This is a genomic window from Pseudomonas sp. TNT3, assembly GCF_010095445.2.
In the GTDB taxonomy this organism is placed as follows: Bacteria; Pseudomonadota; Gammaproteobacteria; order Pseudomonadales; family Pseudomonadaceae; genus Aquipseudomonas.
In genome coordinates this window covers 14,931-40,527 of the sequence record NZ_WFGV02000010.1, presented here as the reverse complement: position 1 = coordinate 40,527, position 25,597 = coordinate 14,931, and the positions used below count along the sequence as shown (strand labels likewise).

Sequence of the window (25,597 nt, the reverse complement as noted above, 5' to 3'; positions counted from 1 at the left end):
GCGAACTGACTGCTTCGTTGAGAGTCGAAGCGGATAACTTTTCGCCTTTCCCAGTTTTATCAAGGACGCCCATGTCGCTTTTTAAAATCGCCTCCGTGGCCGCAATCGCTTTGACTCTGGGCGCTTGCCAGAGCCTGTTCCAGCCCAACTATCGGGCGCCGCTGGAAACGACCCGCGATGCGTCCGAGCAGCTGAAGCCTGGCTGCACGACACCTGATTGCCCGCTGGTCAATATCGACACGCTGCGTTTCCCTGCCGAGCCTGCGCTGGACGGCATCATCGAAAAACGCCTGCTGCAAATGACCCGCACCTCACCCGACGCACCGGTGGCGCCAACGCTGACGGCTTATCGTGACGAGTTTTTGCGCACCGCCGCCCCGCGCTACAGCAGCTACCTGCAGGCCAAGGTACGTGAGCAGCATGACGGCTTGGTGATCGTCGAGTTTTCCAGCTACCTGGACACCGGCGGCGCACATGGCACGCCGGGGCGCAGCTTCATCAACTATTCGCGCCAGCAGCACAAGGTGCTGACGCTGTCGGACATGTTGTTGCCAGGGCAGGAAGAAGCATTCTGGAAAGCCGCACAAGTGGCGCATAACAGCTGGTTGATCAGCACCAAGCTCGATCAGGAAGCAGAGTTCGTGAAGAGCTGGCCGTTCCAGAAAACCCAGAACGTGGCGCTGACCTATGGCGCGGTAGTCCTCAAGTACGAAACCAGCACCATCGCGCCTTACGCGCTGGGCCACGTCGAACTGAAGATCCCCTACCCTCGCCTGAACGGCATTCTCAAGCCCGAGCTGTTTCCCGGCCGTAACTGAAGGCCCGACCCAGCACCAGCTGCAGCAACCCTGCCAGAATCAACGACGGCAGGGTTGCGCCGATGTCCGGGTAGAGATTGGCCAGCAAGTGATACGTGCTTACCCCGCCCAACCAGGCGAGCAGCGCCGGCCAGCGCAATGCGGCTGACGCCACCTGAGCACTGCGCTTGCGCAGGATGAAATGATCCACCAGCACCACGCCGAACAGCGGCGCGAACACCGAACCGATCAACAGCAGGAAGTTCTGGTACTGGGCCAATGGCGCCAGCAAGGCGATCAATGTGCAAATCACGCCGATGGCCAGGGCCAGATGCTCGACTTTCAAGCGCAGCAAAAATCCGCTGGATACGGCCGCCGAGTGAATGTCGGCGAAGGCGTTTTCCGATTCATCCAGCAGAATCAACAGCAGCGGAATCCCCAGCCCAGCACCGGCCAATGCCAGCAGCAATGCGTTCACTTCTCCGCTCGGCGCGAAGGCCAGGGTGTAGGCCACGCCCAGGCTCATCAGCCAGAAATTGCCGATAAAGAAACCCACAGCGGTACCACCAAAGACATTCCTGGCTCGCTTGCCGAAACGCGAGTAGTCGGCAATCAACGGCAGCCATGACAGCGGCATGGCAATGGCGATATCGAAGCCCACGGCAAACGGCATCGACCCATCACCTGCCTGGGCCCACAGGGCAGCCAGATCGGCTTTGGCGAACAGGTTCCAGGTCAGCCAGATACAGGCAGCCAACAGCAACCAGATACCCCATTTACGCAGGATCTGCCGCACAAAGGTCAATGGGCCGCTGACGGCCAGCAAGGTCGCCAGGCCGCCGAAGAACAGGGTCCAGAGCAGTGGACTGGACAACACGCTGCTTTCGCTGAATGCACGGGCACCCAACAGGCTGGCAGCGTCACGCATGACGATGATTTCGAATGAGCCCCAACCGATCAATTGCAGCAGGTTCAGCACCGCAGGCAGGCTCGCGCCGCGTTTGCCGAGGCTGAGTTTGAGTGCGGCCATCGACGACAGGCCGGTGTCGCTGCCGATCACGCCGACGGCGGCCAGCAGCAGAACACCTACCAGCGTGCCGAGGAAGATCGCCAGTAACGAGCCGGACAGGCCCAGACCTGGCGCCAGCAATGCGCCGGTCTGCAGAACCATCAGGCCGATGCCGAGGGAAAACCACAAGGAGAAGAGATCGCGGCCGCCGAAGACACGTTTGTCCGTGGGCACCGCGATGTCTGGGGAATAAGTGCTGGGTTGAATGCTCAAGGGTGTTATCTCAGAGGGACTTTTGTTGTTGTATTGATCGCTATCGCCAGCAGGCTGGCTCCCACAGGGGACTTGTGAACGCCACAGATCCAATGTGGGAGACAGCCTGCTGGCGATGGGGCCTGTGTAGGCCCCACCCATTCAGGTCAGATCAAACCTTCTTGTACAGCTGACTGCCTTCCTGCTTGAACCGCTCGGCCTGTTCCGCCAACCCCTGGGCGACTTCGGCGTCAATGGTTTCGAGCTGCTGGTTGGCCGCGTACTCGCGGACTTCCTGAGTGATTTTCATCGAGCAGAATTTCGGCCCGCACATCGAGCAGAAATGCGCGACCTTGGCCGAATCCTTCGGCAACGTTTCATCGTGATACGAACGAGCGGTATCCGGATCCAGGCCCAGGTTGAACTGGTCTTCCCAGCGGAATTCAAAACGCGCCTTGCTCAAGGCATCGTCACGGATCTGCGCGCCCGGATGGCCCTTCGCAAGGTCGGCCGCATGGGCGGCGATCTTGTAGGTGATGATCCCGGTTTTCACGTCATCCTTGTTCGGCAGGCCCAAGTGCTCTTTCGGCGTGACGTAGCAAAGCATGGCGCAACCGAACCAGCCGATCATCGCCGCACCGATACCGGAGGTGATGTGGTCGTAGCCCGGCGCAATGTCAGTGGTCAGCGGGCCGAGGGTGTAGAACGGCGCCTCGTCGCAGCACTCGAGCTGCTTGTCCATGTTCTCTTTGATCAACTGCATCGGCACGTGGCCCGGGCCTTCGATCATGGTTTGCACGTCATGCTTCCAGGCGATTTTGGTCAGCTCGCCGAGGGTTTCCAGCTCGCCGAATTGCGCGGCGTCATTGGCGTCGGCAATCGAACCCGGACGCAGGCCATCGCCCAGCGAGAAGCTGACGTCGTAGGCCTTCATGATTTCGCAGATTTCTTCGAAATGCGTATAGGCGAAGTTTTCCTTGTGGTGCGCCAGGCACCACTTGGCCATGATCGAGCCGCCACGGGACACGATACCGGTCACGCGCTTGGCGGTCAGCGGTACGTAACGCAACAGCACGCCCGCATGGATGGTGAAGTAGTCGACGCCCTGCTCGGCCTGCTCGATCAGCGTGTCGCGGAACAGCTCCCAGGTCAGGTCTTCGGCCGCACCACCGACTTTTTCCAACGCCTGATAGATCGGCACGGTACCAATTGGCACTGGCGAGTTACGAATGATCCATTCGCGGGTTTCGTGAATGTGCTTGCCGGTGGACAAGTCCATGATGTTGTCCGCGCCCCAGCGAATGCCCCAGGTCAGTTTCGCCACTTCTTCTTCGATGGACGAACCCAAGGCACTGTTGCCGATGTTGCCGTTGATCTTCACCAGGAAGTTACGGCCGATGATCATCGGTTCCAGTTCGGTGTGGTTGATGTTGGCCGGAATGATCGCGCGACCGCGGGCGATTTCCTCGCGGACAAATTCAGGGGTGATGATTTTCGGCACGCTGGCACCGAAGCTGTGGCCGGCGTGTTGCTGGTCCAGCAGACCGGCGGCGCGGGCCACTTCAAGCTTCATGTTTTCGCGGATGGCAACGAATTCCATCTCGGGCGTGATGATGCCTTTGCGGGCGTAGTGCATCTGGGTGACGTTGCCGCCGGCTTTGGCGCGACGCGGGTTGTTCACGTGGGCAAATCGCAGCTTGGTCAGCTCGGCGTCGGCGAGGCGTTCACGCCCGAAATTCGAGCTTAGGCCAGGCAGACGCTCGGTGTCACCACGGGCTTCAATCCACGGCGAACGCACATCGGCCAAGCCTTTGCGCACGTCGATAATGACATTGGGATCGGTATAAGGGCCCGAGGTGTCGTAGACCACCACCGGTGCATTGATCTCGCCGCCGAGGTCGGTAGGGGTGACATCGAGGCTGATTTCGCGCATCGGCACGAGAATGTCCGGGCGTGAACCCTGAACGTAGATTTTTTGCGAGCGGGTAAAGGGTTGAACGGACTGTTGATCGACTTGGGCCGAGTCACTCAGGTTCGTTACGTTTTTTAGTTTTATCGTCATCACGGGCTCTCCAGACAGCATCCAGGCGGTGGAATTTTGTCGGAGCGAACCTGTAACGAATGGACGCGACCAATCAGCTATGGCGCTGTTGGTGCTGTGCTCAGTACTCGAGGGGTGTTCGATTGTCGAACAACATCCCGGACGAAGCACAAGAGGACTCGCCGGGTGACGAGAAATCTTGTTCCCTACGCAGGCGTTAACCTGATCAGGTTCAACGGGATCCGAAATTATTCGATCTCAGCCTCATAGCAAGGCACCCCGACAAGAACCCGGCCAGTCTAGACACAACTGGCAAAGAACGCCAACCCCAAGGTAAACACCATGATGAATGGCGTAATTACAGGATTGTTGCCGGACGGATGCCCAACTACACTCGCTACGCCGTGCCGCGCATCGACGCTGTGCATTGACGATGGACGAAGCCGCGCCGTACCTTTGGCGCAAATTATCAGCGTAATTTTTAGGGATGGCCGCATGCTGCGCAAACTTTCACTGGCCCTTGCCGTGTCTTGTGCTTCCAATGGATTGGCCTGGGCAGCAGAAGCGCCCTTATCGACCAGAACCGATCTTGTGAGCGTCTACCAGGAAGCGGTAGACAACAACGCCGACCTGGCTGCCGCCCGCGCCCAGTACGGCGCCCAGAAAGAAGTAGTGCCTCAGGCACGTGCCGGCCTGTTGCCGAACATCTCCGGCGGCGCTCAGATGGCCAGTGTGCGTACCGATATCGATCAACCGGCCGCCGTCGCCAATCGCAGCGCCAACTCCTATCAGGCAACATTGGCTCAGCCACTGTTCCGGGCCGATCGCTGGTTCCAGTACCAGGCCGCCAAAGACGTCAACGAACAGGCTGCACTGCAACTCTCGGCTACCGAGCAAAACCTGATCCTGCAGACCGCCGAAAACTACTTCAACGTGTTGCGTACCCAGGATAACCTGGCCTCGACCAAGGCCGAAGAAGCCGCGTTCAAACGCCAGCTCGACCAGTCCAACGAACGCTTTGACGTGGGCCTGTCGGACAAGACCGACGTGCTGCAATCTCAAGCCAGTTATGACACGGCGCGAGCTAACCGAATCCTCGCTCAGCGCCAGGTGGATGATGCATTCGAAGCACTGATCACCTTGACCAACCGTCAGTACAACTCGATTCAGGGCATTGTTCACAGCTTGCCGATCCTGCCGCCGGCACCGAACGATGCCAAGGCCTGGGTCGACACCGCCGCCCGACAGAACCTCAATCTCTTGGCCAGCAACTATGCGGTGAGCGCCGCCGAGGAAACCCTCAAGCAGCGCAAGGCCGGCCATGCGCCCACTGTGGATGCGGTGGCGAAATACGAGAAAGGTGACAACGACGCCTTTGGTTTCAGCAACCCGAGCGCGTTCGGTCAGTCGTATCGGGGCCCGGTCGAACAAACCACCCTGGCCTTGCAACTGAACATCCCGATCTACAGCGGCGGCCTGACCACCTCGCAGGTTCGTGAGTCCTACTCGCGCCTGGACCAGACGGAACAACAGCGCGAAGGCCTGCGTCGGCAAATCGTCGAAAGCACCCGTAACCTGCACCGCGCGGTGAACACCGACGTTGAGCAGGTTCAAGCGCGCAAACAGTCGATCATTTCCAACCAGAGTGCGGTGGAAGCGACTGAAATCGGCTATCAGGTGGGGACACGGAACATTGTCGATGTCCTGGATGCCCAGCGTCAGCTGTACACCTCGGTGCGCAACTACAACAACACCCGCTACGACTACATCCTCGACAACCTGCGCTTGAAGCAGGCTGCCGGCACGCTGAACCCGGGCGACCTGGAGGACCTCAAACGTTACCTCAAGCCTGACTACAACCCGGACAAGGACTTCCTGCCACCCGATCTGGCGAAGGCTGCGGCGGAACAGTTGAAAGCCCGGCCATAAGCGACTAAACACCGAGGTGCCATGGCGAGGGAGTTTACTCCCTCGCCACAGGTGCAGTGTCGCGGCAGAATCAGTCGAAGGACGCCGGCGCGAGGCACAGGATGAGCTGAATTAACGCTCGATCAACCGCCCCAACCCCTCCAGCAATCGCTGCAATGCACCCTGATTGCTGCGCATCACCTTCAATCCGGCATCCGCCATTCGCTGCGCATCCCGCGGCAGTTCAAACAGGCGCTGCACCGCCACAGCCAACCCTTCGGCATCCTCCACTTCCTGCAATGCGCCGGCATTGCGTAATTGCGCGGCGATTTCGAGGAAGTTGAACAGGTGCGGACCGCTCAAGACCGGTTTGGCCAACGCGGCCGGCTCCAGCAGGTTGTGCCCGCCATTGGGCACCAGGCTGCCGCCGACGAACGCGGTATCGGCCAAGGCGTAGAGAAACAGCAACTCACCCATGGTGTCGCCCATCAGCACAGCAGTATCGCTGCGGACTGGCTCACCGGAGGAACGACGAACAGTGGCGAAACCTTGCTGCTGACACAGCTCGAACACGGCGTTGAATCGTTCCGGATGACGGGGCACCAGGATCAACACCGCATCCGGATGACTGGCCAACAGCTGACGATGGGCCGCCAGCACCACTTCGTCTTCACCGTCGTGGGTGCTGGCAGCAATCCATACCGGGCGTTCCTGTGCTTGCCATTGCCCGCGCAACTCGGTGGCAAGCTGAAGCAGTTGCGGGTCAATGGTCAGGTCGAACTTGATCGAACCGGTCACCTCGACAGTCTCCGGGCGCGCCCCTAGGTCACGAAAGCGCTGGGCTTCTGCTTCGGTCTGCACCGCGAGCAGGCTCATTTCGGCAAGCATCGGCTGGGTCAGTTTTCGGAAACGACCGTAGCCTTTGGCCGATCGCTCGGACAGCCGCGCATTGGCCAGCGCCACCGGGATCCCGCGCCTGGCGCACTGGTGAATGTGGTTAGGCCAGAGTTCGGTCTCCATGATCACTGCCAATTTCGGCTGAACCCGATCCAGAAATCGCTTGGCTGCGCAGGGCAAGTCATACGGCAAGTAGCAGTGCTGGATGCGCGGTTCATTGGCGAACAAGGCCTGGATTCGCTCCGAGCCGGTCGGGGTCATGCAGGTCACGGTGATCGGCAACTGTGGATGACGTTGCAGCAAGGCACGAATCATCGGCGCTGCGGCGATGCTCTCGCCCACCGACACCGCGTGCACCCAGATGCCCCCTGGTTTCATCGCCGGTATCCCGTAGGAAAAACGCTCGCCGATACGTTTGGCATAGGCTGGCGCTTTACGCGCTCGCAACCAAAGCCGAATCGCTACCAGTGGCAGCCCCAGGTAAAACAGCGCGGTGTAGAGAGTTCTATTCATGGCGGCGGAGTTTATCGGCTTTTATCGCCGATCGCCCGCAAGTGCACAGCAAAACGTTCCGCCAGCCATCGAGCTGCCGGCCCCAGCGGCTCATCACGGCGCCAGACCAACTCCACGACCAACGCAGGCGGGGTCCATTCGCTGGCCAGTTCGATCATCTGCCCCTGATAAGCGGGGTATTGCACCACATGACGCGGCAGCCAGGCCCAGCCGAGACCGCGAACCAGCCACTCTGCCATGACGTAGAAACTGTCGGCGCGCCAGACTTGCGGGCTGGCAGGCTCGCTGCCGGGGTAGACGCTGGACTGAGTGGACATCAGCAGTTGCCGGTGCTGCGCCAGTTGCTGACAGTCCACCGCCGCTTTCCCCGCCAACGGATGACCGGCACCGCACACGGTGACCATCTCAACGCTGCCCAGCACTTGCCGCTCAAGCGCTTCGGGAATCTGATCGTGGTAAAACAGCAAACCCAGATCGGCCTGACGCTCCACCAGCTTGCGCGCCACTTCCCCTTGGGCGGCGCTGGTCAATTGAACCTCAAGGCTGGGAAATTTTTCCGCCAGGGCTTCAAAACTATCCACCACCGCCTGATAAGGCATTGCCTCATCCTGGGCCAAACGCAGCCGCGCCTCCTGGCCGCGCATCATCGCCCATGCCCGTCCGTTGAGGCGCTCGCATTGACGCAGTACTTCCCGCGCCTCTTCAAGCAACGCGTTGCCGGCTTCGGTCAGCGTCGGCTGACGGCCACTGCTACGATCAAACAGGCTGACGCCGAGGTCCTCTTCAAGCATCGCAATTGAACTGCTGACAGCTGACTGCGCCTTGCGCTGATCCCGCGCAACGGCCGAAAACGATCGCTGCTCCGCTACGCTGACAAACAGTCGTAGCTGTTCCAGATTCCATTGCGTGTTCATGGCCAACCCATCTCCAAAACAGATAGGTAATGACTTTACCGCATCTGACGAAGCTCTAGAATGCCCAGCCAAGACAGCAACACTTCACTTGAGGATGCACCTATGACCGCTTACTACTACCTGGCCATTGCCATCTGCGCCGAAGTGATCGCGACCGTTTCGATGAAAGCCGTCAAAGGATTCAGCACGCCCCTGCCCCTGGTGCTGGTCATCGTCGGTTATGGCATTGCCTTCTGGATGTTGACGCTGGTGGTGCGCAGCGTTCCGGTCGGCGTGGCCTATGCGGTATGGGCCGGGATGGGGATCGTGATGGTCAGCGTTGCGGCATTGTTCATCTATGGGCAAAAGCTTGATGTGCCGGCGATGCTGGGGATGGGGCTGATTGTGCTGGGGGTTGTGGTCATCCAGCTATTTTCCAAAACGGCGGGGCATTGACCGAACCTTGGAGACAAACAGTAACCTGTGGCGAGGGAGCTTGCTCCCGCTCGACTGCGCAGCAGTTGCAGGACCATTAGACGCGGTCAGTCTGAAAAACTGCGGCGAATGGTTTCAAGGGCCGCTTTGCGCTGGAGCGCCAGCCCGGCCCAGCGGGAGCCAGCTCCCTCGCCACAGGTTTTGCGTACTCTTAAAGATCAGCAATAAATCCCCTTTCCGTCGAGTCTGTATACTGCGCCCTCGTCTTGAACACTGAGGTCGCTGCATGCCATCCGTTATTTCCACCGACGTTCTGATTGTCGGCGCTGGTGTCGCCGGCCTCTGGCTGAATGCGCGTCTGCGCCGTCAGGGTTTTTCGACGGTATTGGTGGAAAGCGCCAGCCTCGGCGGCGGTCAGAGTTTGAAGTCCCAGGGCATCATCCATGGCGGCGCCAAGTACGCGCTGCACGGCGCCCTGACCGGCGCGTCGGAAGCAATCGCCGACATGCCACGGCGCTGGCGTGAAGCGCTGGCCGGCAATGGCGAACTCGACCTGTCCGGCGTGCACCTGCTGTCCGAAGCGCATTACCTGTGGTCACCCGGCACACTCGCTGGAAACCTCACCAGTTTCTTCGCCAGCAAAGCCGTGCGCGGCCGGGTTGACCAGGTAAAGGGCGATCAACTGCCACCTGCGCTGCAAGACAAGCGCTTCAAGGGCAAGGTTTATCGTCTGGCCGAGCTGGTGGTCGATGTCCCGAGTCTGATTCAGCGTCTCGCCGACCTGTCGGGTGACGGTCTACTGGCCGGACAGCAGATCGAACCGTTGCTGGAAGGTGGCCTTCTGGTGGGATTGACGGTCGATGGGCGCGACATTCGCGCCCAGCGCATCGTTCTCAGCGCCGGTGCAGGCACGGCAGCGCTGCTCGAAACCTTGGCGCTGAGTCGGCCAGCCATGCAACGTCGGCCGCTGCACATGATCATCGCCAAAGGTCCAGGCCTTAAACCGCTGTATGCCCACTGCCTGGGAGGCGGTACCAAACCTCGCATCACCGTCACCACTCATCCGGCCGCCGATGGCCAATGGGTCTGGTACCTGGGCGGTGACATCGCTGAATCCGAAGGTGTTGCCCGCGAACCCGCCGAGCAGATTGCCACGGCGCAGAAAGAGCTTGGCCAATTGCTGCCATGGATCGATTTGAGCACCACGCAATGGGCGACGTTGCGGGTAGATCGCGCCGAGCCGCTGCAATCGGGACTGACGCGACCGGACAACGCGTTTCTCGCCGAAGAAGGCCGACTGCTGGTCGGCTGGCCTACCAAACTGGCGCTGGCCCCGGACTTCGCTGACCGTGTCATCGCCTCTCTGCAGCGCGACGGCATTGAACCCAGCCACTGCGCGCCACTGCCGGAGCTACCCAAACCACCGATGGGCGTTCCTGCCTGGGAGCAACTGCTACCATGACCCAACCGACCCTGCACGATTTGCATCGCCCCTTGGGCAGCACGGGCCTGATGGTTTCACCGCTAGGCCTGGGCACCGTCAAACTGGGTCGCGATCAAGGAGTGAAGTACCCGAACGGCTTCCAGATCCCGGGCGACGATGAAGCACGCATGTTGCTCAAACTGGCGCAGAACATGGGCATCAACCTGATCGACACCGCACCGGCCTACGGTCGCAGTGAAGAGCGGCTTGGCCCGTTGTTGCGCGGTCAGCGTCAGGACTGGGTGATTGTCAGCAAGGTCGGCGAAGAGTTTGCCGACGGTCTATCGAGTCACGACTTCAGCGCCGCCCATACCCGCCTGTCGGTCGAGCGCAGCCTGCAACGTCTGGAAACGGATTTTATCGACCTGGTGCTGGTGCATTCCGACGGCAACGACCTTGCCATCCTCAACGACTGCGAGGTCTACGCAACGCTCGCAGCGCTCAAGGCCGAAGGGAAAATTCGTGGATTCGGTTTTTCCGGGAAAACCGTCGAAGGTGGATTGAAGGCTCTGGAACAGGGTGATTGCGCGATGGTCACTTACAATCTGAACGAATTGAGCGAGAAAGCCGTCATTGACTATGCTGCTGCTCACGGCAAAGCCATTCTGGTAAAAAAAGCACTCGCCAGCGGTCACGTCTGCCTGAGTCCGGGTGTCGATCCGGTGCGTGCCAGCTTCGAGTTGTTGTTTGAGCATCCGGGTGTAGCCAGTGCTATTGTCGGGACCATCAATCCGCTGCACCTCGCCCACAACGTCGCGACCGTTGCCAAGGTCCTACGTAGTCACTGACGCCGCCCACGCGGCCTTAAGCAGGAGCCGACATGCCGCGTACGCTCATTAGAAAGAACCCGAGCAACTTCAAGACCCTGCCATTATTCGTTGAAGCGACTCCCGAAGGCTTGAGTTATCAGAGCGTCGGGATGCCGCTCAATTTTTCCCAGACCCTGCAACGTCGCCGCCCGGTGGCAGTGCCTGACAGCGAGCGCTTTGCGGTCGAGCTCGCCAACCTTGGGGTGTCGGTGCGACTGACCCTGCATTGGCAGAATCGGGATTACTGGGTGCTGGTCCGTCAACGCCGGCAAGACCGTGGCGATGTGGTGCTGAAGCTGATCTCAGGTTACGTGCCCGCCCATGAGCTGAACCTGCCGCTGCACACGGCCATCCAGGAGATTGCTGAAGAGTGTCTGCTGGAAACACCGGAAGGCTGGCTGGGAGGGCGTTTCAATGACACTTGGCTACCGGCACCCTACTCCTCCGCCCTGCATTATCGCGAAGCCCTGCCGTTTCGCCTGACGCCATTGTCCGGCTCGGCGCGACCAGTGCGTTGCGCCAACATGCAGTTGATCGAACGGCCGCGGGCCTATGTGCATTTGCCGACGGCGTCGCTGCAACTGATCTATGACTTGCGACTGGACGTGCCCAAGGAAGCGAAATCCTTGAGCCTGTTTCATGTCGATGAACGATTGGAGGGCGATCAACTGGTCGCGCGACTCGATCGCAAACGGCCCGATTTGTATCTGATGCCCTTGCAGGACGGCCAGCCGATGGCTGAACTCTATACCCTTAAAAAAGATCAGCTGTATCCGGCGAGTACGCGAGGGTTGTACCTGGCGGAGAGCTTTGCACTGCAGGATGGCTGGCTGGTGCGGGATGAGCGGATCAAGTGGAAGGATTGGGTACGCCAGCAGGGCTTGAGCCCGCAGGGTAAAGATTCAGGTCTGGCGCGATTGCGCGGGAAGGCGAAGCAGTTGTTGAAGAAGATCGTGCCGCGCAAGAAGGTGAGTTCTTGAAATCAAAAGATCGCAGCCTTCGGCAACTCCTACAGGTGTACACATAACCTTGTAGGAGCTGCCGAAGGCTGCGATCTTTTGTTGTTTCACTCGGACTTGCGGATTTTCTCCACAATCGCCGTGGTCGAGCTGTTTTCCACCAGCCCCAGCACTTTCACCGTTCCGCCGTAAGCCGTCACGATGTCAGCACCCACCACCTGCTCGATTCCGTAGTCCCCGCCCTTGACCAACACGTCCGGCTTGACCTCGCGCAGCAGGTTTTCCGGAGTGCCTTCGGCGAAGCTGATCACCCAGTCCACAGCGCCCAGACCGGCAAGTACAGCCATGCGACGGTCGACGCTATTGATCGGGCGACCCGGTCCCTTCAAGCGGCTCACAGAAGCATCGTCATTGACCGCAACGATCAGGCGATCACCCTGGGCTCGCGCCTGCTCGAGGTAGGTCACATGACCCGCATGCAAAATGTCAAAGCAGCCATTGGTGAAGACGATCGTCTCTTTGTGCGCACGCGCATCGTCGACCGCCAGCAATAATTGCTCAAGTCCCAGCACGCCGCGCTCGGAGCCCTCTTCACGCTGAATCGCACGACGCAGCTCGGGCGCACTGATGGCCGCGGTACCCAACTTGCCTACCACGATGCCTGCGGCCAGGTTGGCGAGCGCCACTGCGTGGGGCAGTTCTTCGCCTGCAGCAATCGCTGCGGCCAGGGTAGATATCACCGTGTCACCAGCACCTGTCACGTCGAACACTTCACGCGCTCGCGCCGGCAAGTGCAGCGCGGGATGATCCGGACGAAGCAAGGTCATGCCGTGTTCACCACGGGTGACCAGCAAGGCGCCGAGATCGAGCTCGTGCATCAAGGTCGCGCCCTTGCTCACCAACTCGTGCTCATCAACGCACTTGCCGACGATGGTTTCGAATTCGCTTAGGTTCGGGGTGATCAGGCTCGCACCACGGTAGATGGAGAAATCCTTGCCCTTGGGATCGGCCAGCACCGGAATGCCTCGAGCTCGCGCAGCCTGGATCAGCACCTGATGGTTTTTCAACGCGCCTTTGCCGTAATCGGACAACACCAATACCTTGATGCCGTCGAGCAGCTCGTCGACCTGTTCGCCCAACGCCAGGGCGTCGGTGGCGAAGGGTTCTTCGAAGTCGATACGCAGCAACTGCTGGTGACGGCTCATGACTCGCAGCTTGACGATGGTCGGCTGGTGCGCGATGCGCTGGAACAATGCCCGGACGCCCGCGCCCTTGAGGCTATTGACCAGGCTGTCGGCGGCTTCATCGTCGCCAGTGACGCCAACCAATGAGGCTGGCGCACCGAGGGCGGCAATGTTCAACGCAACGTTGGCGGCACCGCCCGGACGGTCCTCGATTTGCTCGACCTTGACTACCGGTACTGGCGCCTCGGGAGAAATCCGTGAGGTACCACCATGCCAGTAACGGTCGAGCATGACATCGCCGACCACCAAGACAGGGGCTTGATCGAATCGCGGCATGGACAACTTCATGGTGCAACCCACATACAAAATGAACAGGGTCGCGATATTAACACAGGGTTGGCACAGGCTTGCGTGACGGCTGCAAGAGGATGAATACAGGGGATTTTCTGTTCAAAAATTGAGCCGAAATAAAGGTATTGTCTAAACACCGGACGCATTGCACGCCGGTGATCCGAGAGGGTGAGCCTGGACCCACCCTCTCGTCACGTCAGGCTATGTTTTCCACCGGAGCATCGAGCCCCATGGCGTGCAGACGCGAGTAGTAGCCATTCTGCGCCAACAGTTGCGCGTGGGTGCCACGCTCGACGATTTCACCGTGATCCATGACCAGGATCAGGTCAGCTTTTTCGATGGTCGACAAGCGGTGAGCAATCACCAGTGTGGTCCGACCTTTCATGACCTGATCCAGTGCCGCCTGAATATGGCGCTCGGACTCTGTATCGAGCGCCGAGGTTGCCTCATCGAGAATCAGCAACGGGGCGTTCTTCAACAGTGCCCGGGCAATCGCCAGGCGCTGACGCTGACCGCCGGACAGCAACACGCCGTTTTCGCCAACCTGGGTATCCAGGCCTTCGGGCATTTGCGAGATGAAATCCATTGCGTAGGCGTCGGTGGCCGCTTTTTCAATGTCGGCACGCGGGGCGCCGGCCAGGTCGCCGTAGGCAATGTTGTTGGCGATGGTGTCATTGAACAGGGTGACATGCTGCGTGACCTGCGCCACGTGCCGGCGCAGATTGCGCAGGCGGTAATCTTCGATCTCTACGCCATCGAGCAGGATCTCGCCGGTTTCGTGATGATAGAAACGCGGAATCAGGCTGGCCAGGGTCGACTTGCCGCTGCCCGAGCGACCTACCAGCGCAATCATCTGCCCTGGCGCCGCAGTGAAACTGATGTTCTTCAGCACTTCACGTTCGGTATCCGGGTAGGTGAAGCTCAGGTTGCGTACGTCCAGGTAACCATCGACGCGATCGCGCTCGACTGTACCGTGATCAACCTCGGGCTCGACATCCAGCTGCTCGAAAATGCTTTCGGCACCGGCTACGCCTTTCTGGATGGTCGAACTGACTTCTGACAGCTGACGAATCGGTTTAGGCAACAGTCCCGCCGCGGTGATGTAGGCCACCAGGTCGCCCGCTGTGGCATCGCCCCGCAGGAACAGGACCAGGAACATCAACACGGCCATGGCGGTATAAATCACCAACTGCAACATCGGCGTGTAGACCGCACCGGTCTTGGTCATGCGCAATTGCTTGTCGGTGTTGCCCTGACTGGCTTCGGCGAAGCGACGCTCCTCGTAGCTCTCGCCGCCGAAGCTGCGCACTACGCGATAGCCCTGGATGGTTTCGGACGCCACATGAGTCACGTCCCCCATCGCCACCTGGATCTTCTTGCTCTGCTTGCGAAATTTCTTGCTGGTATTACCGACCATGAAAGCGATCACCGGCAGGATTGCCAGCATCACGATCGTCAGCTTCCAGTTCATCCACAACAGATACGCGAACAGGAAGACCACCGTCAGGCCTTCACGGATGACCACTTTGATGGCATCCGTGGCGGCACCAGTGACCATGGTGACGTTGAAGGTGATGCGGGAGATCAGATGACCGGAGTTGTGGGTGTCGAAATAGCGGTTCGGCAGCACCAACAGCTTGTTGAACAGCTCGACGCGCAGGTCATGTACCAGTCCCAGCGAAACTTTCGCCAGATAGTAGTTACCCAGAAACGAACCCAACCCCTGCCACGCGGCGATCAGGATGATCAGCAACGGCACCGCCATCAGCAGTTGCAAGTCTTTCAGGTAGGGGACGTTGGGGAAGAGCACCGCTTCAGGGTTGCTCAGGCCATCGACGAAATATTTGAGAATCCCCGCCAGCATCGGCTGGGTAGAGGCAAAGATCACGAAGCCCACGATACTCAGCAGGAAAAGGCCCACATAGGGTTTTACATACCCCAACAGCCGAAGATAGATTTTCAGGCTGGAATCCTGTCCCGCTTTGGGCGGTGCGTCACTCATCGTAGAGCTCACTTGTTAGGAAGAACGCGAAATTTTATCACAGCCGCTGGAGTTGACCCGTGCCCATACCAAAACACTGGCCAAGCCAATGGGCAACCAACTGATGAACCATTCGGCCCTTGGCGTTCCGGTCAGGCTGGCCGCGTCAAACTGCATGGCAAGTGTCGAGAAGAGCCAAATACCGATGATGCCTTGGCCATACAGGGTTTCCCGGGCTTTCCAGGCTTCACGCAAGACCGCGAACCACACCGCGCACCACAATAGCAGGCCCGGCAAACCCAGCTCGATCGCCACGTGACTGAACAGATTATGGGCGTGATCAAAGTACATGCCTTCGGCAAAGACTTTGTAGTTTCCACCCAGGCCGAGACCGAGCCATGGGTGCTCCGCGACCATATTCATACTTGCCATCAGGATTTGCGGGCGGAAAGAAGCGCCGCGAGCCATCACCAACGGCTCGAAAAGCCAGAATGCCGCCATCGCCACGATCAACGCACCGATCGCCACGACACAACTGCGTCGATTGCGGCACCAGAGTGGCATGGCGAGCAATGTGAAGAACAACGCCAGACCAGCACCTCGACTTTGGCTGAGCACCACAAACAAGCCCAGCAGGCTCAGCGCGACCACCCAGACGGCTTGCAACCAGCGATTGCTCGGCACCCAAAGAACAAGCCACACCGCTGCGAGCCCAATGACATACCCACCCAGAATTGGATGCGATAGCTCGCCCAACCCTTCAAGACGCGCGACCCAACTGTTGGCATGGAGCCCATAAAACTTAACGATGGCGGCCAGCGCCGTCAGCGCGAGACCTATACCGCCCCATTGCATGATGCGAATCACGCGCTCGGGCCGGGAATTGGCGAAAGCCGGGAAGAACAGCAGGAAAACGACGATATACAGCAAGCGCTTCGCTTCGCGACTCGGTTCTTCGACATTGGTCCAGGACAGGCTGATCACTGACCAGACCAGCAACCCGAGCATAGGCAGGTAGACCCAACGCTGCTCATGGAACAGTTCCCTGAAGCGAGCTCGCGCTGGCCAGGCAAACACCAATGCCGGCAGCCAGATCAGGGCAATAAGGCCCTGTTGGTAGACCTTGTTGGACGGCGCAACGGCAATAGCCAGCAAAAACCACAGCAGCCCCGTCGACATCCATAGTTGCGCCCAGCGTGTTTCCTGCATCAATTTGCTCCTTGGATATTCACCCTGCCCAACCCGGCATGGTTAAAACTGAAACTTTTGGGCATCATTGCCCGCCACAGTGCCCGCTATTCCGACAAGGCTTTATACGATGCAATGTTCCCGACTTCCGCAAGACGCTTTAAATCGCATGATTGAAGGCGCCAGAGTACTGGAGGCTGACAGCTACGGCCCGAAAGTCTACCTGTTGCAGGATGGGAATATCCTCAAACTGTTTAGACGTAAACGCATATTTTCTTCTGCGATGTTCCGTCCGTACTCGAAACGTTTCATCGACAATGTCGCGGGACTGCAAAAGCTTGGCGTACCCACCCTTCAGGTACTGCAGTTCTATCGCCTGCAAGCGCCTGGCATGACGGCTGTGCTGTATGAACCTTTGCCGGGAGAAACCTTGCGCCAGATCGCCGGCAAGGAAGGCTTCACCTGGCAACAGGCCTTGCCCGCACTGGCCGGGTTGATACGCAGTCTTCATTCGTCGGGGATCTACTTTCGCTCACTGCATCTGGGCAACATCGTGGTCACGCCAGACAACCGGATGGGCCTGATCGATGTCGCTGACATGCGTTTTTTGCGTGCGCCACTGCCCAAGCATTTGATCAAGCGCAACCTGCGACACTTCGCGCGATATATTGCGCGCGAGAACCTGAACGGGAGCTTTCCAATGCAAGCACTCGAGCAGGCTGTCCTGTCGTCATGAAAGCAATGCGCGGGCAGCCTGACTGAAGTTCAGCCAAGCCTGCTCGGGCGCCAGCTCCTGGCGCTGGTCGGCAGCGACCGTCGTTGCGGAGTTGTTGAATGCGCGAACGATGACATCGCTCCAGGCATCGACATCAGCGGCAGCTGCATACAACCCCTTGTCAGCGAGCTGTTCACGGAACACTGGCAAGTCGCTGGACACCACCGGCACACCCGCCATCACAGCTTCTTGCATGATCAACCCGAGTCCCTCGCTCAGCGAAGGTATCGCGACCCAGTCGAAAGCACGGTAAAGCTGCGCGGCGTCAGTCAAATGACCTGGCAACGAGATACTGGAACCCAACCCGAGGTGGTCGATACGACCCTGCAGGGCCGCCCGGTTCGACCCTTCACCGATAATGACCAGGCGCAAATCGGCCCGCTGCCTCAAAGCGCCGGCAAATGCCTCAAGCAGGCATCCGAAGCCTTTCTTGTCTTCCAGTCGCCCCACCGCCCCAAGTACCGGCGTTCCGTCCACCGGCAAACCCAGACGGACACGAGCATCGTCTCGCGACAATACTTGCGAGCGAAAGGCAACTGGATCGAAGGCACTGCGTAGCGTAATGATGGGTAGTTGAAGATCCTGCCCCAGCTTGGTCGCCAAGGTGTCCGACACGGCAACCAATGTCAGCTGAGACGGCTTGAAGTGTTGAAAGAGGACTCGATCCTCGGCACGTATCCGCGTTGAGCCATGGAAAATAACGACAGCACGGATATGGGGGAGTTTTTTGAGCAGAGGCAAAAGTGCGCGCGCAACCCCAAGGCCATCAAGGAGCAGTAGTTTCGCACCGCTCTCCACCAGCGCCTTCTTGAAGCCAGCCCGCATCCAGGGTTTAGCCAGCCGCCAGAAATGTCGCCCTTTCAAGCGAGCAGAAGACAGCTTCCATTCCCTGGCACCATCAACATTCACGCCGCAGTCAGAAACACCGCCCTGGAGTAACCAGGTCTCTACCGGTGTTGTAGAACTGGTCTGCGACAGTATCTGCTGATGAACCTTGTGAATCGACGCGAATGGCGCACCGCCTGACCACATGACGTTGAGAATGCTCATAGCGCCCCAAGCCCATGCAGGACCTTGGGGAGAGATGCTCTGGTGCACTTAATTGATGAACCAGCCAATGCAGACTCCCAACAGTAGAGACAATGCAAACTTGATCTTTTCGCGCCGACTGCGACGCGCCTTGCGTTGACGCTCTTCCGATGTCTGGACGTGGAGCCCAAATCCGGTGTGGCAGACAGCATCGCCTTCCAGCGTCACAGCCGTCAAATTCAGCTGCGCGTACCGCTTGGACAACGCCTTCTCTCCGTCGTGCGCGGAATATGGAGCACACAGCCGATATTCCTTGATGCGGCGCAAACCTGGGTTCAGAGAAAAACTTTGCCACTCAGGCTTGTCGGAAATCAGCGGATAACAGGCCACGCCTGCGATGAATTCCCGCTCGCCCAAACGGATGTAAGGACTATGAACACTCAGATCATAAATATAGCTGCGCATCCAGACCTGGAGGATTTCCGGTCGCACCTCAAGAACCGCCAAAGAGTCTTCAACGAAACCTGGACGATAGAACTCCCAATCATCCTCACAATGGAAAATGTAGGGCGTCGTGACGTGTTCATAGGCCAGGTCGATGGACGCTAACTGACCCAGCTTGGGTCGATTGACGAAAACGGTGCAATGACCTTTCCAGCTAGCCGGAATGACCGAATGAACGGCATCGTCGCCTGCATCTTCGGTGATGAAGACCTCGCGAATGGCAGCCGTATTGAAGCGGTCAAAGCTTTCAAGGGTCGCCTTGAGCAGATCAAGACGGCCACAGCTGGTAACCACTAATGTGATGTCACTTCCTTTAGAAAACTGCACCAGACCTCCAATCAAGCCAAAGTGCCAGCAATATCGATGGCTGGCTACCCCTTGTCAAACGCCCAGTTTCAAGCGCGCCTTTTCCAAAAAACTCAACGGTGAGCGAGGACGTAATGTCGGCTCGAGTTCTTCGACAATACGCTGTCCGATACGCGCAAAACTGAGTTGACCAACCACCAGTTCGCGGCCATTGCGAGCGATACGTTGCGCCAGCTCCGGGTCTGCCCGCAGCTGCGCCAGTTTTTCCTGAAGCTGCGCGATGGTCTGGTAGAACACCACGTTGTGCATGTCCTGTAACCCCAGCGCGCGGCTTTCTGCCTCGCCCTGGTCATACGCCAGCAACACGCAACCGCACGCCATCGCTTCAAAGTTCTTGATCATGAACTCGCCCATACCGACATCGGCGCTGACGAAAAAGCGAATACGGTTGAGGGTTTCGCAATACTCTTCGCCAGACTTGGTCCGAGTGACCACCAGCGACTCTACGCGCCCCAACTCATCAAGCAGGGCTTTACGACCGCTGTAGGCGACGCTGTTGGTACTGCCGACAAATGCCAGCTCGATATCCCGCTCACGACCCCGGTCCTGCAGCAGTGTCTGGTCGTATCCCTTGGGAACGAACACCGCATCGAAGCCTTCCCCACGCAGACGCTCGGTGACCACATACCCCGAGCTGATCACCCGCACCCATGGCAGCTTGCGATAATGGGCGCTGAATTTACCGGTGTACTTGCACGGGATGTAATTCTGGTAAGCATCGTGTTCCAGAAAGACCAGGTTGGGCACGGTCTGGATGAACCTTACCTGCCTTATTTCTTTTTTGAATCGCAGGAAAAACACAATGCGATCGTAGAGCGTCACGTCGACGTGCTTGCGAAAGTAGCCGCGCAAGTCGCCCTGTTCTTCACTGGTCAGCTCACGTTTGTCGCAATCGCAATGCTCGGCGATGCCGTCATAGAGTCGATCCAGGATCGCCCTCTGCTCCTTCTGCACCAGAAACAGAACTTTCAATTGTTTTCTCTCTTTCCAGACAGCTCTTGGACCCAGAACAATTCGTGGCGCCGCACCGTTTTACGGAAAAACTCATTCTCGCCATAAACCGGCCAGCGTCGGGCAGCCAGACATCGCTGTATCACACGCCGAAGAAGTCGTTTGAGGGGAAGTCGCGGCTGAAGGTCATGCATCATGCCCAGCGACATTGCCTTGTGCCATTGTTTCTCGGTCGACAGGCCCAGCGTCCATGGCCGCAACGGCTCATCCGCCGTGATCTGCGGCGGAAGCGCCACTCCCGTGCCAGCGTCGCCCATCGGCCAGCGATCGTTGTCGTGCAAATGGTTGGCGTAGTACAGCAGGGTTTCAGGCTGCCAGGTTGTCGCGGCAAGCGCCTGCAGGACAGCCTGCTGCGAGCAGAGGTGATCTGGGTGAGGGTCGAAGCGAGGGTGCGGCAACACAATGACTTGAGGCTGGATGCGCTCGATCAGCTCGTGCAGATCCCCAAGCAGATTGTTCCAGGACGGCACGCCATCGACATCGCTGTGCAGGGCAAACGGATTGAATCGTCGGAAGTATCGGGTATCTCCCAGTTGCGCATCATTCGATGCCACCGGCTCAGCAGGTGCCCGTTGCATGACGGGCAACTGAAGACAGAAGTAACCCAACTGGATACAGCGCTCCTGCGGAACACCGCCCCATAACGGCACGCTGACACTGTCCCAGGCACGAAGAGAGCCTTTCAGCCGCGACGCTTCAACGCGATCGAGCCCCATCTGCTGATAGTGCCCGGCCTCGATTTCACCGGCAGTCAACGTCACGATCCAGCTTTGCTCGGCGCTGCTGTACAGCCCGAACGCGGCCAGTTCGGCGTCGTCGGCGTGGGGGGCGATGACCATCACCCGCTTGTTGCGGTAGTCCGGGTACTCGAACGCCCAAAGCACCGGCTCGCCGAGTAGTCGGCAGAATCGACCACGAAGCTGCAATTCGCCTTGGGATAACGCCGACGATTGACCACTGAGATTGAGGTAACGCAGACCATCGACGCCGCGTTCAAAGGTTTGCCGGTCGGGGTTGCTGCCGCCCGATAGCTCGACAACCGGGTCAATGAAGCGCCCCAGCCAGTTACTTTTAATTCGCAGCGCCAGTATCAACGTGGCGTCGTCGACCAGCATGACACCGTCATCCAGCCTCAAGCGCTCACCGTCCAGATGGACCTTCGGCTGCTGAGTGTAGGGCGGAAAAATGTATTGGTAATCGTCTGCGGGGGAATAAAACAAATGGTCAGCGAACCAGGCTTCGTGGGCAACCCAGCCCAGCACCGCAAGTACCACCGGCAACCACCAGACCACCAACACCCCTATGGCGATCAGCAACAAAAGCGCAATGATGAGACCAAAACGTTTATTGCGCCGATGGCGCTTGAGCAGTTGTTGTTTGCGGCTCATGGGCTGTCTCATACGGTGAATACCGGCACAGGATTGCACCAGCGATCCTTGTATTCACGGTCGGCGCGACCAAAGGAAAAACGCAACGGTTTGTCCAGCGCCCGGGCATGCTCCCACGCACTTTGGGTATTGAGAAAACTCAACACGCTCCCAGGACTGAACTCGCTGGTTTCGGGGTCGACGCCACCGTTGATGTACTCGACGCTGATCCATTGCGGTGCTTCAACGCGGTAAACCAGCTGAATCGCAATCGGCGCATCGTTAAGGAAAATCACCGAGCCGATCAGCAGCTCTCGCAGCAACTCGATGACCTCAGCCATGCGCTCGGCCCCCGTTGCAGGAAAACCCCAGCGACGCTGGAACAGGTCGCAATAGATCGCTGCCAGCTCGCTGCTGGAAAAGTCGGTGACCGGCCGCACCACTCCGCCCGCCTCTTCCAGCAAACGCAATTCACGGCGCTGGTTATAGCGAAATTTCTTCGACAGTTCTTCAGGAGTGCGGGCCATGGCCAATTGCTCGGTCTGCGCCTTGAGGCCGATAAAGCGGCCTTCGTTCAGCGCCGACAGATAACGCGCGCGATGACGCAACGGCGCCTGGGCATCGGCAACAGCCGGCAGGATGAGTTCGGCATTACCCAAGTCGAACAAACCCTTTTTACCGCTGCGCTTAAGCACATCCTTGGACAAGGCAAGGTCGCGGCCCCAGGTCGGAATCGCTGCTTTGATCTCCCCGTCTTGTTCCCACGCCAGATATCGCACCGGGATTGCGGCCAATTGTGCCAGCCGTTCGACCACCATGGGATGAGTGGCGACGCTACCGCCAAAACGCTGCCAGGCGTCGGCATAAGTCGAGGCATCGATGACCGACCAGCCACGTTCACGCCAGCTTTGAAATCTGTTGAGCATCAGGCCCTCGGTGCCAGTTCGCGAACACGCGGCAAACGCCAGAAAGCGTCACGCACGGCTTGATCGCTGAAGCGTTCATGCAAGCGGTCGAGCATCAGCTCGGCACACTGGCGACGCTGTTGCTCATCCATCGCTGCCAAATGTTGAAGTCCTTGAGCCAAACGCTCGGCATCGCCCAGCGGAAACAGAATGCCGACACCCTCAACGACTTCCCTGGCACCGCCCGCCGCTGTAGCGATTAACGGCACACCGGCGACCATGGCTTCCAGGAGCACCATGCCGAAGGGTTCGTGATCGGAGCTCAAGGCAAAGACATCGAAGGCACGAAAGTAACGTCGGGCCTCAGGCACCTGACCGAGAAACAGCACGCGATCGCCGATTCCCAGTTCACGCGCCAGGCTTTTGAGGTCCTGCTCCAGCCGACCGGTACCCAGAATGACCAACTGACTGTGACTCGGCAAACCCGGCAATGCCGCAGCAAAACCATGCAGCAGCGTAGTCTGGTCCTTGTCTGGATGCAGCCGACCGACATTACCCACGATCCAGGCATCCATCGAAAGGCCGAGGGTTTCCCGGGCTTCCTGAATCGATACCTGGCCGTCTAGCAACGCCTGCACGTCAATTCGGTTGTAGAGCGTCTGAATCCGGTCGGCCGGCCATTTCGGCAGGCTCTCGCGCATGTCGTCGCGCACAGCATCGGAAACGCCCAGCAGGCTCAGGCGTTTACGAAAAATATGGGCGAAGAGTTTGCGTGTGCCGCGTTTGTAATCACCAAACGCGTGATGCACGCCAATGACCGGTAATGAAGTACCGAGCAAGGCGATATAGATGGGTTTGAAACGGTGAGCAATGCAGAAACTGAAATTGCGCGAAGCGGCAATCTTGCGCAGATCGCCGATGGCACCCAGCTTCAGGCCACGAATGGCTTTGGAGCTGTATTCCATGAACAACACTTCATCGCTGGCACAGCCCGCAGCCACGTCGGCATCGGCGACCCCGGTCAGGAACACGGTGGTCACTCGATAGCCGGTACCCGCGAACAGACTGGCATACTGCCGGGCGCAGTCCAGAAACGGCCCGTCATAGCCGTGACAGAACTGCAGCACATGGCGTTCAGCCGAGCGAGTCATATGCGTCCGCGCCCTCTTTGACGACCAGAATGTCTTCCATGATCAGATACTGTAGATCGGACCCGAAGAACATGTTCAGGGCGTCGGTCGGCGAGCAGATCATGGGTTCGCCGCGGCGGTTGAGGGACGTATTCAGCGACACGCCGTTACCGGTGAGCACTTCAAGTGCCTTCATCATGTCGTAGTAGCGCGGGTTGTATTCGCGCTTGAGCACCTGGGCGCGGGACGTACCGTCTTCGTGGACGACTTCCGGTACGCGGGTCTTCCACTCTTCCGCCACTTCAAAAGTGAACGTCATGAACGGGGCCGGGTGATCGATCTTGATCATCTGCGGCGCGACGGTGTCGAGCATCGACGGGCAGAAAGGCCTCCAGCGCTCGCGGAACTTGATCTGGTGGTTGATCCGGTCAGCCACGCCGGTGGCACTTGGGCAACCAATGATCGAACGACCGCCCAACGCACGCGGACCAAACTCCATCCGGCCCTGGAACCAGGCCACAGGGTTGCCATCGACCATGATCCTGGCGATGTTTTCCGGCATGTTGTCGAGCTTGCGCCAAACAGGCTTGCTTGGGTGGCGAGCACACGCGGCAAGCACGTCTTCGTTGGTGTACGACGGGCCGAGGTAGACGTGTTCCATCTTCTCGACCGGCACGCCACGGGCGTGGGACACATAAGCCGCCGCACCCACCGCAGTACCGGCGTCGCCGGATGCAGGCTGTACGAACAGTTCCTTGACGTCATCGCGGGCAATGATCTTCTGGTTGAGCTTGACGTTCAGCGCACAGCCACCGGCGAAGGCCAGCTTGCCGGTTTCCTTGAGCACATCGCCCAGGTAGTGGTCGATCATCTGCAGCGAGAGCTTTTCGAACAGCGCCTGCATGCTCGCGGCGTAGTGGATGTAAGGCTCGTCGGCAATGTCGCCTTCGCGCTTTGGACCCAGCCACTCGATCAGCTTTGGCGAGAAGTAGAAGCCTTTGCCCTTCTCTTTATAACGACGCAGACCGATGACATTCGCGTATTCGGTGTTGATCACCAATTCGCCATTCTCGAAAGAGGCCAATCGGGAGAAATCGTACTTGCTGGCATCGCCATACGGCGCCATGCCCATGACCTTGAACTCACCGTCGAGCATCTCGAAACCGAGGAATTCGGTGATCGCGCCGTACAGGCCGCCGAGGGAGTCCGGATCGAAGAATTCCTTGATCTTGTGAATCTTGCCGTTTTCGCCGTAACCGAAGAACGTCGTGGCGTACTCACCCTTGCCGTCGATCCCCAGGATCGCGGTTTTCTCTTTGAAACCGGAGCAGTGGTAAGCGCTGGAGGCGTGGGCCAGGTGATGCTCAACCGGCTCGATCTTGATTTTCTTCGGATCGAAGCCCAGTTGCTCGAGGCACCAGACAATCTTGTTGCGATAGCGCTTGTAGCGACGGTTGCCCATCAGGATCGCGTCAAGAGCGCGGTCCGGGGCATACCAGTAACGCTTGGCGTAGTGCCAGCGGGCCTTGCCAAACAGGCTGATAGGCGCGAACGGGATCGCTACTACGTCAACGTCGGACGGTTTGATACCTGCCTGTTCGAGACAGAACTTCGCCGATTCGTAAGGCATGCGGTTCTTTGCATGTTTATCGCGCACAAAGCGCTCTTCCTCAGCCGCCGCAACCAGCTTGCCGTCGATGTACAAAGCAGCGGAAGGATCATGGCTAAGGGCGCCGGACAGGCCAAGAATCGTCAATGCCACAGGGGTCTAGCCTCTTTAGTCTGCATGCAGGCGCAAGGCGCCTCGAAA

21 protein-coding genes and 1 riboswitch are annotated in these 25,597 nt (G+C 58.9%); of the genes, 7 read left to right on the top strand and 14 right to left on the bottom strand.

Annotation, left to right across the window (positions count from 1 at the left end):
- Positions 1-71 precede the first annotated feature (71 nt).
- Complete coding sequence (locus GBC55_RS08805) at positions 72-818, top strand: RsiV family protein (protein WP_162437139.1); 747 nt, start codon at positions 72-74, stop codon at positions 816-818.
- On the opposite strand, the gene cytX is transcribed toward GBC55_RS08805, so the two are convergent.
- Both cytX and thiC read right to left on the bottom strand, forming a co-directional pair.
- Positions 787-2,079, bottom strand: a complete 1,293-nt coding sequence (gene cytX, locus GBC55_RS08800; RefSeq protein WP_162437140.1) for a putative hydroxymethylpyrimidine transporter CytX — start codon at positions 2,077-2,079, stop codon at positions 787-789. The genes GBC55_RS08805 and cytX overlap by 32 nt on opposite strands.
- Before the next feature lie 151 nt (positions 2,080-2,230).
- On the bottom strand, positions 2,231-4,120 hold the full coding sequence (thiC, locus tag GBC55_RS08795; RefSeq protein WP_162437141.1) for a phosphomethylpyrimidine synthase ThiC: 1,890 nt from the start codon (positions 4,118-4,120) through the stop codon (positions 2,231-2,233).
- 165 nt (positions 4,121-4,285) lie between these two features.
- Positions 4,286-4,391: riboswitch (TPP riboswitch) on the bottom strand.
- Positions 4,392-4,594: 203 nt separating this feature from the next.
- Here thiC and GBC55_RS08790 point away from each other — a divergent pair.
- Positions 4,595-6,028, top strand: coding sequence for a TolC family outer membrane protein (locus GBC55_RS08790; RefSeq protein ID WP_162437142.1), 1,434 nt, complete (start codon positions 4,595-4,597; stop codon positions 6,026-6,028).
- A gap of 111 nt (positions 6,029-6,139) precedes the next feature.
- On the opposite strand, the gene waaA is transcribed toward GBC55_RS08790, so the two are convergent.
- On the bottom strand, positions 6,140-7,417 hold the full coding sequence (gene waaA, locus GBC55_RS08785; RefSeq protein WP_162437143.1) for a lipid IV(A) 3-deoxy-D-manno-octulosonic acid transferase: 1,278 nt from the start codon (positions 7,415-7,417) through the stop codon (positions 6,140-6,142).
- Positions 7,418-7,428: 11 nt separating this feature from the next.
- Positions 7,429-8,331, bottom strand: a complete 903-nt coding sequence (locus tag GBC55_RS08780; RefSeq protein ID WP_162437144.1) for a LysR family transcriptional regulator — start codon at positions 8,329-8,331, stop codon at positions 7,429-7,431.
- A 102-nt stretch (positions 8,332-8,433) separates the two neighbouring features.
- On the opposite strand from GBC55_RS08780, the gene GBC55_RS08775 reads away from it, so the two are divergent.
- The 4 genes from GBC55_RS08775 (at position 8,434) to GBC55_RS08760 (ending at position 12,017) form a co-directional block, all read left to right on the top strand.
- Positions 8,434-8,766, top strand: a complete 333-nt coding sequence (locus tag GBC55_RS08775; RefSeq protein WP_162437145.1) for a multidrug efflux SMR transporter — start codon at positions 8,434-8,436, stop codon at positions 8,764-8,766.
- A 265-nt stretch (positions 8,767-9,031) separates the two neighbouring features.
- A complete protein-coding gene (locus GBC55_RS08770) occupies positions 9,032-10,207 on the top strand; it encodes an FAD-dependent oxidoreductase (RefSeq protein WP_162437146.1) in 1,176 nt (391 codons plus the stop codon).
- The gene (locus tag GBC55_RS08765) at positions 10,204-11,016 is read left to right on the top strand and encodes an aldo/keto reductase (RefSeq protein ID WP_162437147.1); all 813 of its coding nucleotides are present in this window, start codon (positions 10,204-10,206) and stop codon (positions 11,014-11,016) included. Before GBC55_RS08770 ends, GBC55_RS08765 begins: the two co-directional genes overlap by 4 nt.
- A 32-nt stretch (positions 11,017-11,048) precedes the next feature.
- Positions 11,049-12,017, top strand: a complete 969-nt coding sequence (locus GBC55_RS08760) for a metal ABC transporter ATPase (RefSeq protein WP_162437148.1) — start codon at positions 11,049-11,051, stop codon at positions 12,015-12,017.
- 86 nt (positions 12,018-12,103) lie between these two features.
- On the opposite strand, the gene hldE is transcribed toward GBC55_RS08760, so the two are convergent.
- From hldE to GBC55_RS08745, 3 genes are all read right to left on the bottom strand, one after another.
- Entirely contained in the window at positions 12,104-13,528 is a 1,425-nt protein-coding gene (gene hldE, locus GBC55_RS08755) for a bifunctional D-glycero-beta-D-manno-heptose-7-phosphate kinase/D-glycero-beta-D-manno-heptose 1-phosphate adenylyltransferase HldE (protein WP_162437149.1), read from the bottom strand.
- Between the two features lie 199 nt (positions 13,529-13,727).
- A complete protein-coding gene (msbA, locus tag GBC55_RS08750; protein ID WP_162437150.1) occupies positions 13,728-15,533 on the bottom strand; it encodes a lipid A export permease/ATP-binding protein MsbA in 1,806 nt (601 codons plus the stop codon).
- Positions 15,534-15,548: 15 nt separating this feature from the next.
- Entirely contained in the window at positions 15,549-16,721 is a 1,173-nt protein-coding gene (locus GBC55_RS08745; protein ID WP_162437151.1) for an O-antigen ligase family protein, read from the bottom strand.
- A 148-nt stretch (positions 16,722-16,869) separates the two neighbouring features.
- On the opposite strand from GBC55_RS08745, the gene GBC55_RS08740 reads away from it, so the two are divergent.
- Positions 16,870-17,436, top strand: a complete 567-nt coding sequence (locus tag GBC55_RS08740; RefSeq protein ID WP_235992822.1) for a toluene tolerance protein — start codon at positions 16,870-16,872, stop codon at positions 17,434-17,436.
- Here the strand turns inward: GBC55_RS08740 and GBC55_RS08735 are convergent.
- Genes GBC55_RS08735 through GBC55_RS08705 form a run of 7 tightly spaced genes read right to left on the bottom strand, consistent with a single transcriptional unit; the run spans position 17,431 to position 25,549 of the window.
- Positions 17,431-18,525, bottom strand: coding sequence for a glycosyltransferase (locus GBC55_RS08735; protein WP_162437153.1), 1,095 nt, complete (start codon positions 18,523-18,525; stop codon positions 17,431-17,433). The two genes, GBC55_RS08740 and GBC55_RS08735, sit on opposite strands and share 6 nt — an antisense overlap.
- Positions 18,526-18,573: 48 nt before the next feature.
- On the bottom strand, positions 18,574-19,335 hold the full coding sequence (locus tag GBC55_RS08730; RefSeq protein WP_162437154.1) for a glycosyltransferase family 2 protein: 762 nt from the start codon (positions 19,333-19,335) through the stop codon (positions 18,574-18,576).
- 54 nt (positions 19,336-19,389) lie between these two features.
- The gene (locus GBC55_RS08725) at positions 19,390-20,346 is read right to left on the bottom strand and encodes a glycosyltransferase (protein ID WP_162437155.1); all 957 of its coding nucleotides are present in this window, start codon (positions 20,344-20,346) and stop codon (positions 19,390-19,392) included.
- A complete protein-coding gene (locus GBC55_RS08720; protein WP_162437156.1) occupies positions 20,343-21,773 on the bottom strand; it encodes a PIG-L family deacetylase in 1,431 nt (476 codons plus the stop codon). The genes GBC55_RS08725 and GBC55_RS08720 overlap by 4 nt, the downstream gene beginning before the upstream one ends.
- Before the next feature lie 8 nt (positions 21,774-21,781).
- Complete coding sequence (locus tag GBC55_RS08715) at positions 21,782-22,678, bottom strand: antimicrobial resistance protein Mig-14 (protein ID WP_162437157.1); 897 nt, start codon at positions 22,676-22,678, stop codon at positions 21,782-21,784.
- Entirely contained in the window at positions 22,678-23,808 is a 1,131-nt protein-coding gene (locus GBC55_RS08710; RefSeq protein ID WP_162437158.1) for a glycosyltransferase, read from the bottom strand. Before GBC55_RS08710 ends, GBC55_RS08715 begins: the two co-directional genes overlap by 1 nt.
- Entirely contained in the window at positions 23,792-25,549 is a 1,758-nt protein-coding gene (locus GBC55_RS08705; RefSeq protein WP_162437159.1) for a carbamoyltransferase, read from the bottom strand. The genes GBC55_RS08710 and GBC55_RS08705 overlap by 17 nt, the downstream gene beginning before the upstream one ends.
- Between the last annotated feature and the right edge of the window lie 48 nt (positions 25,550-25,597).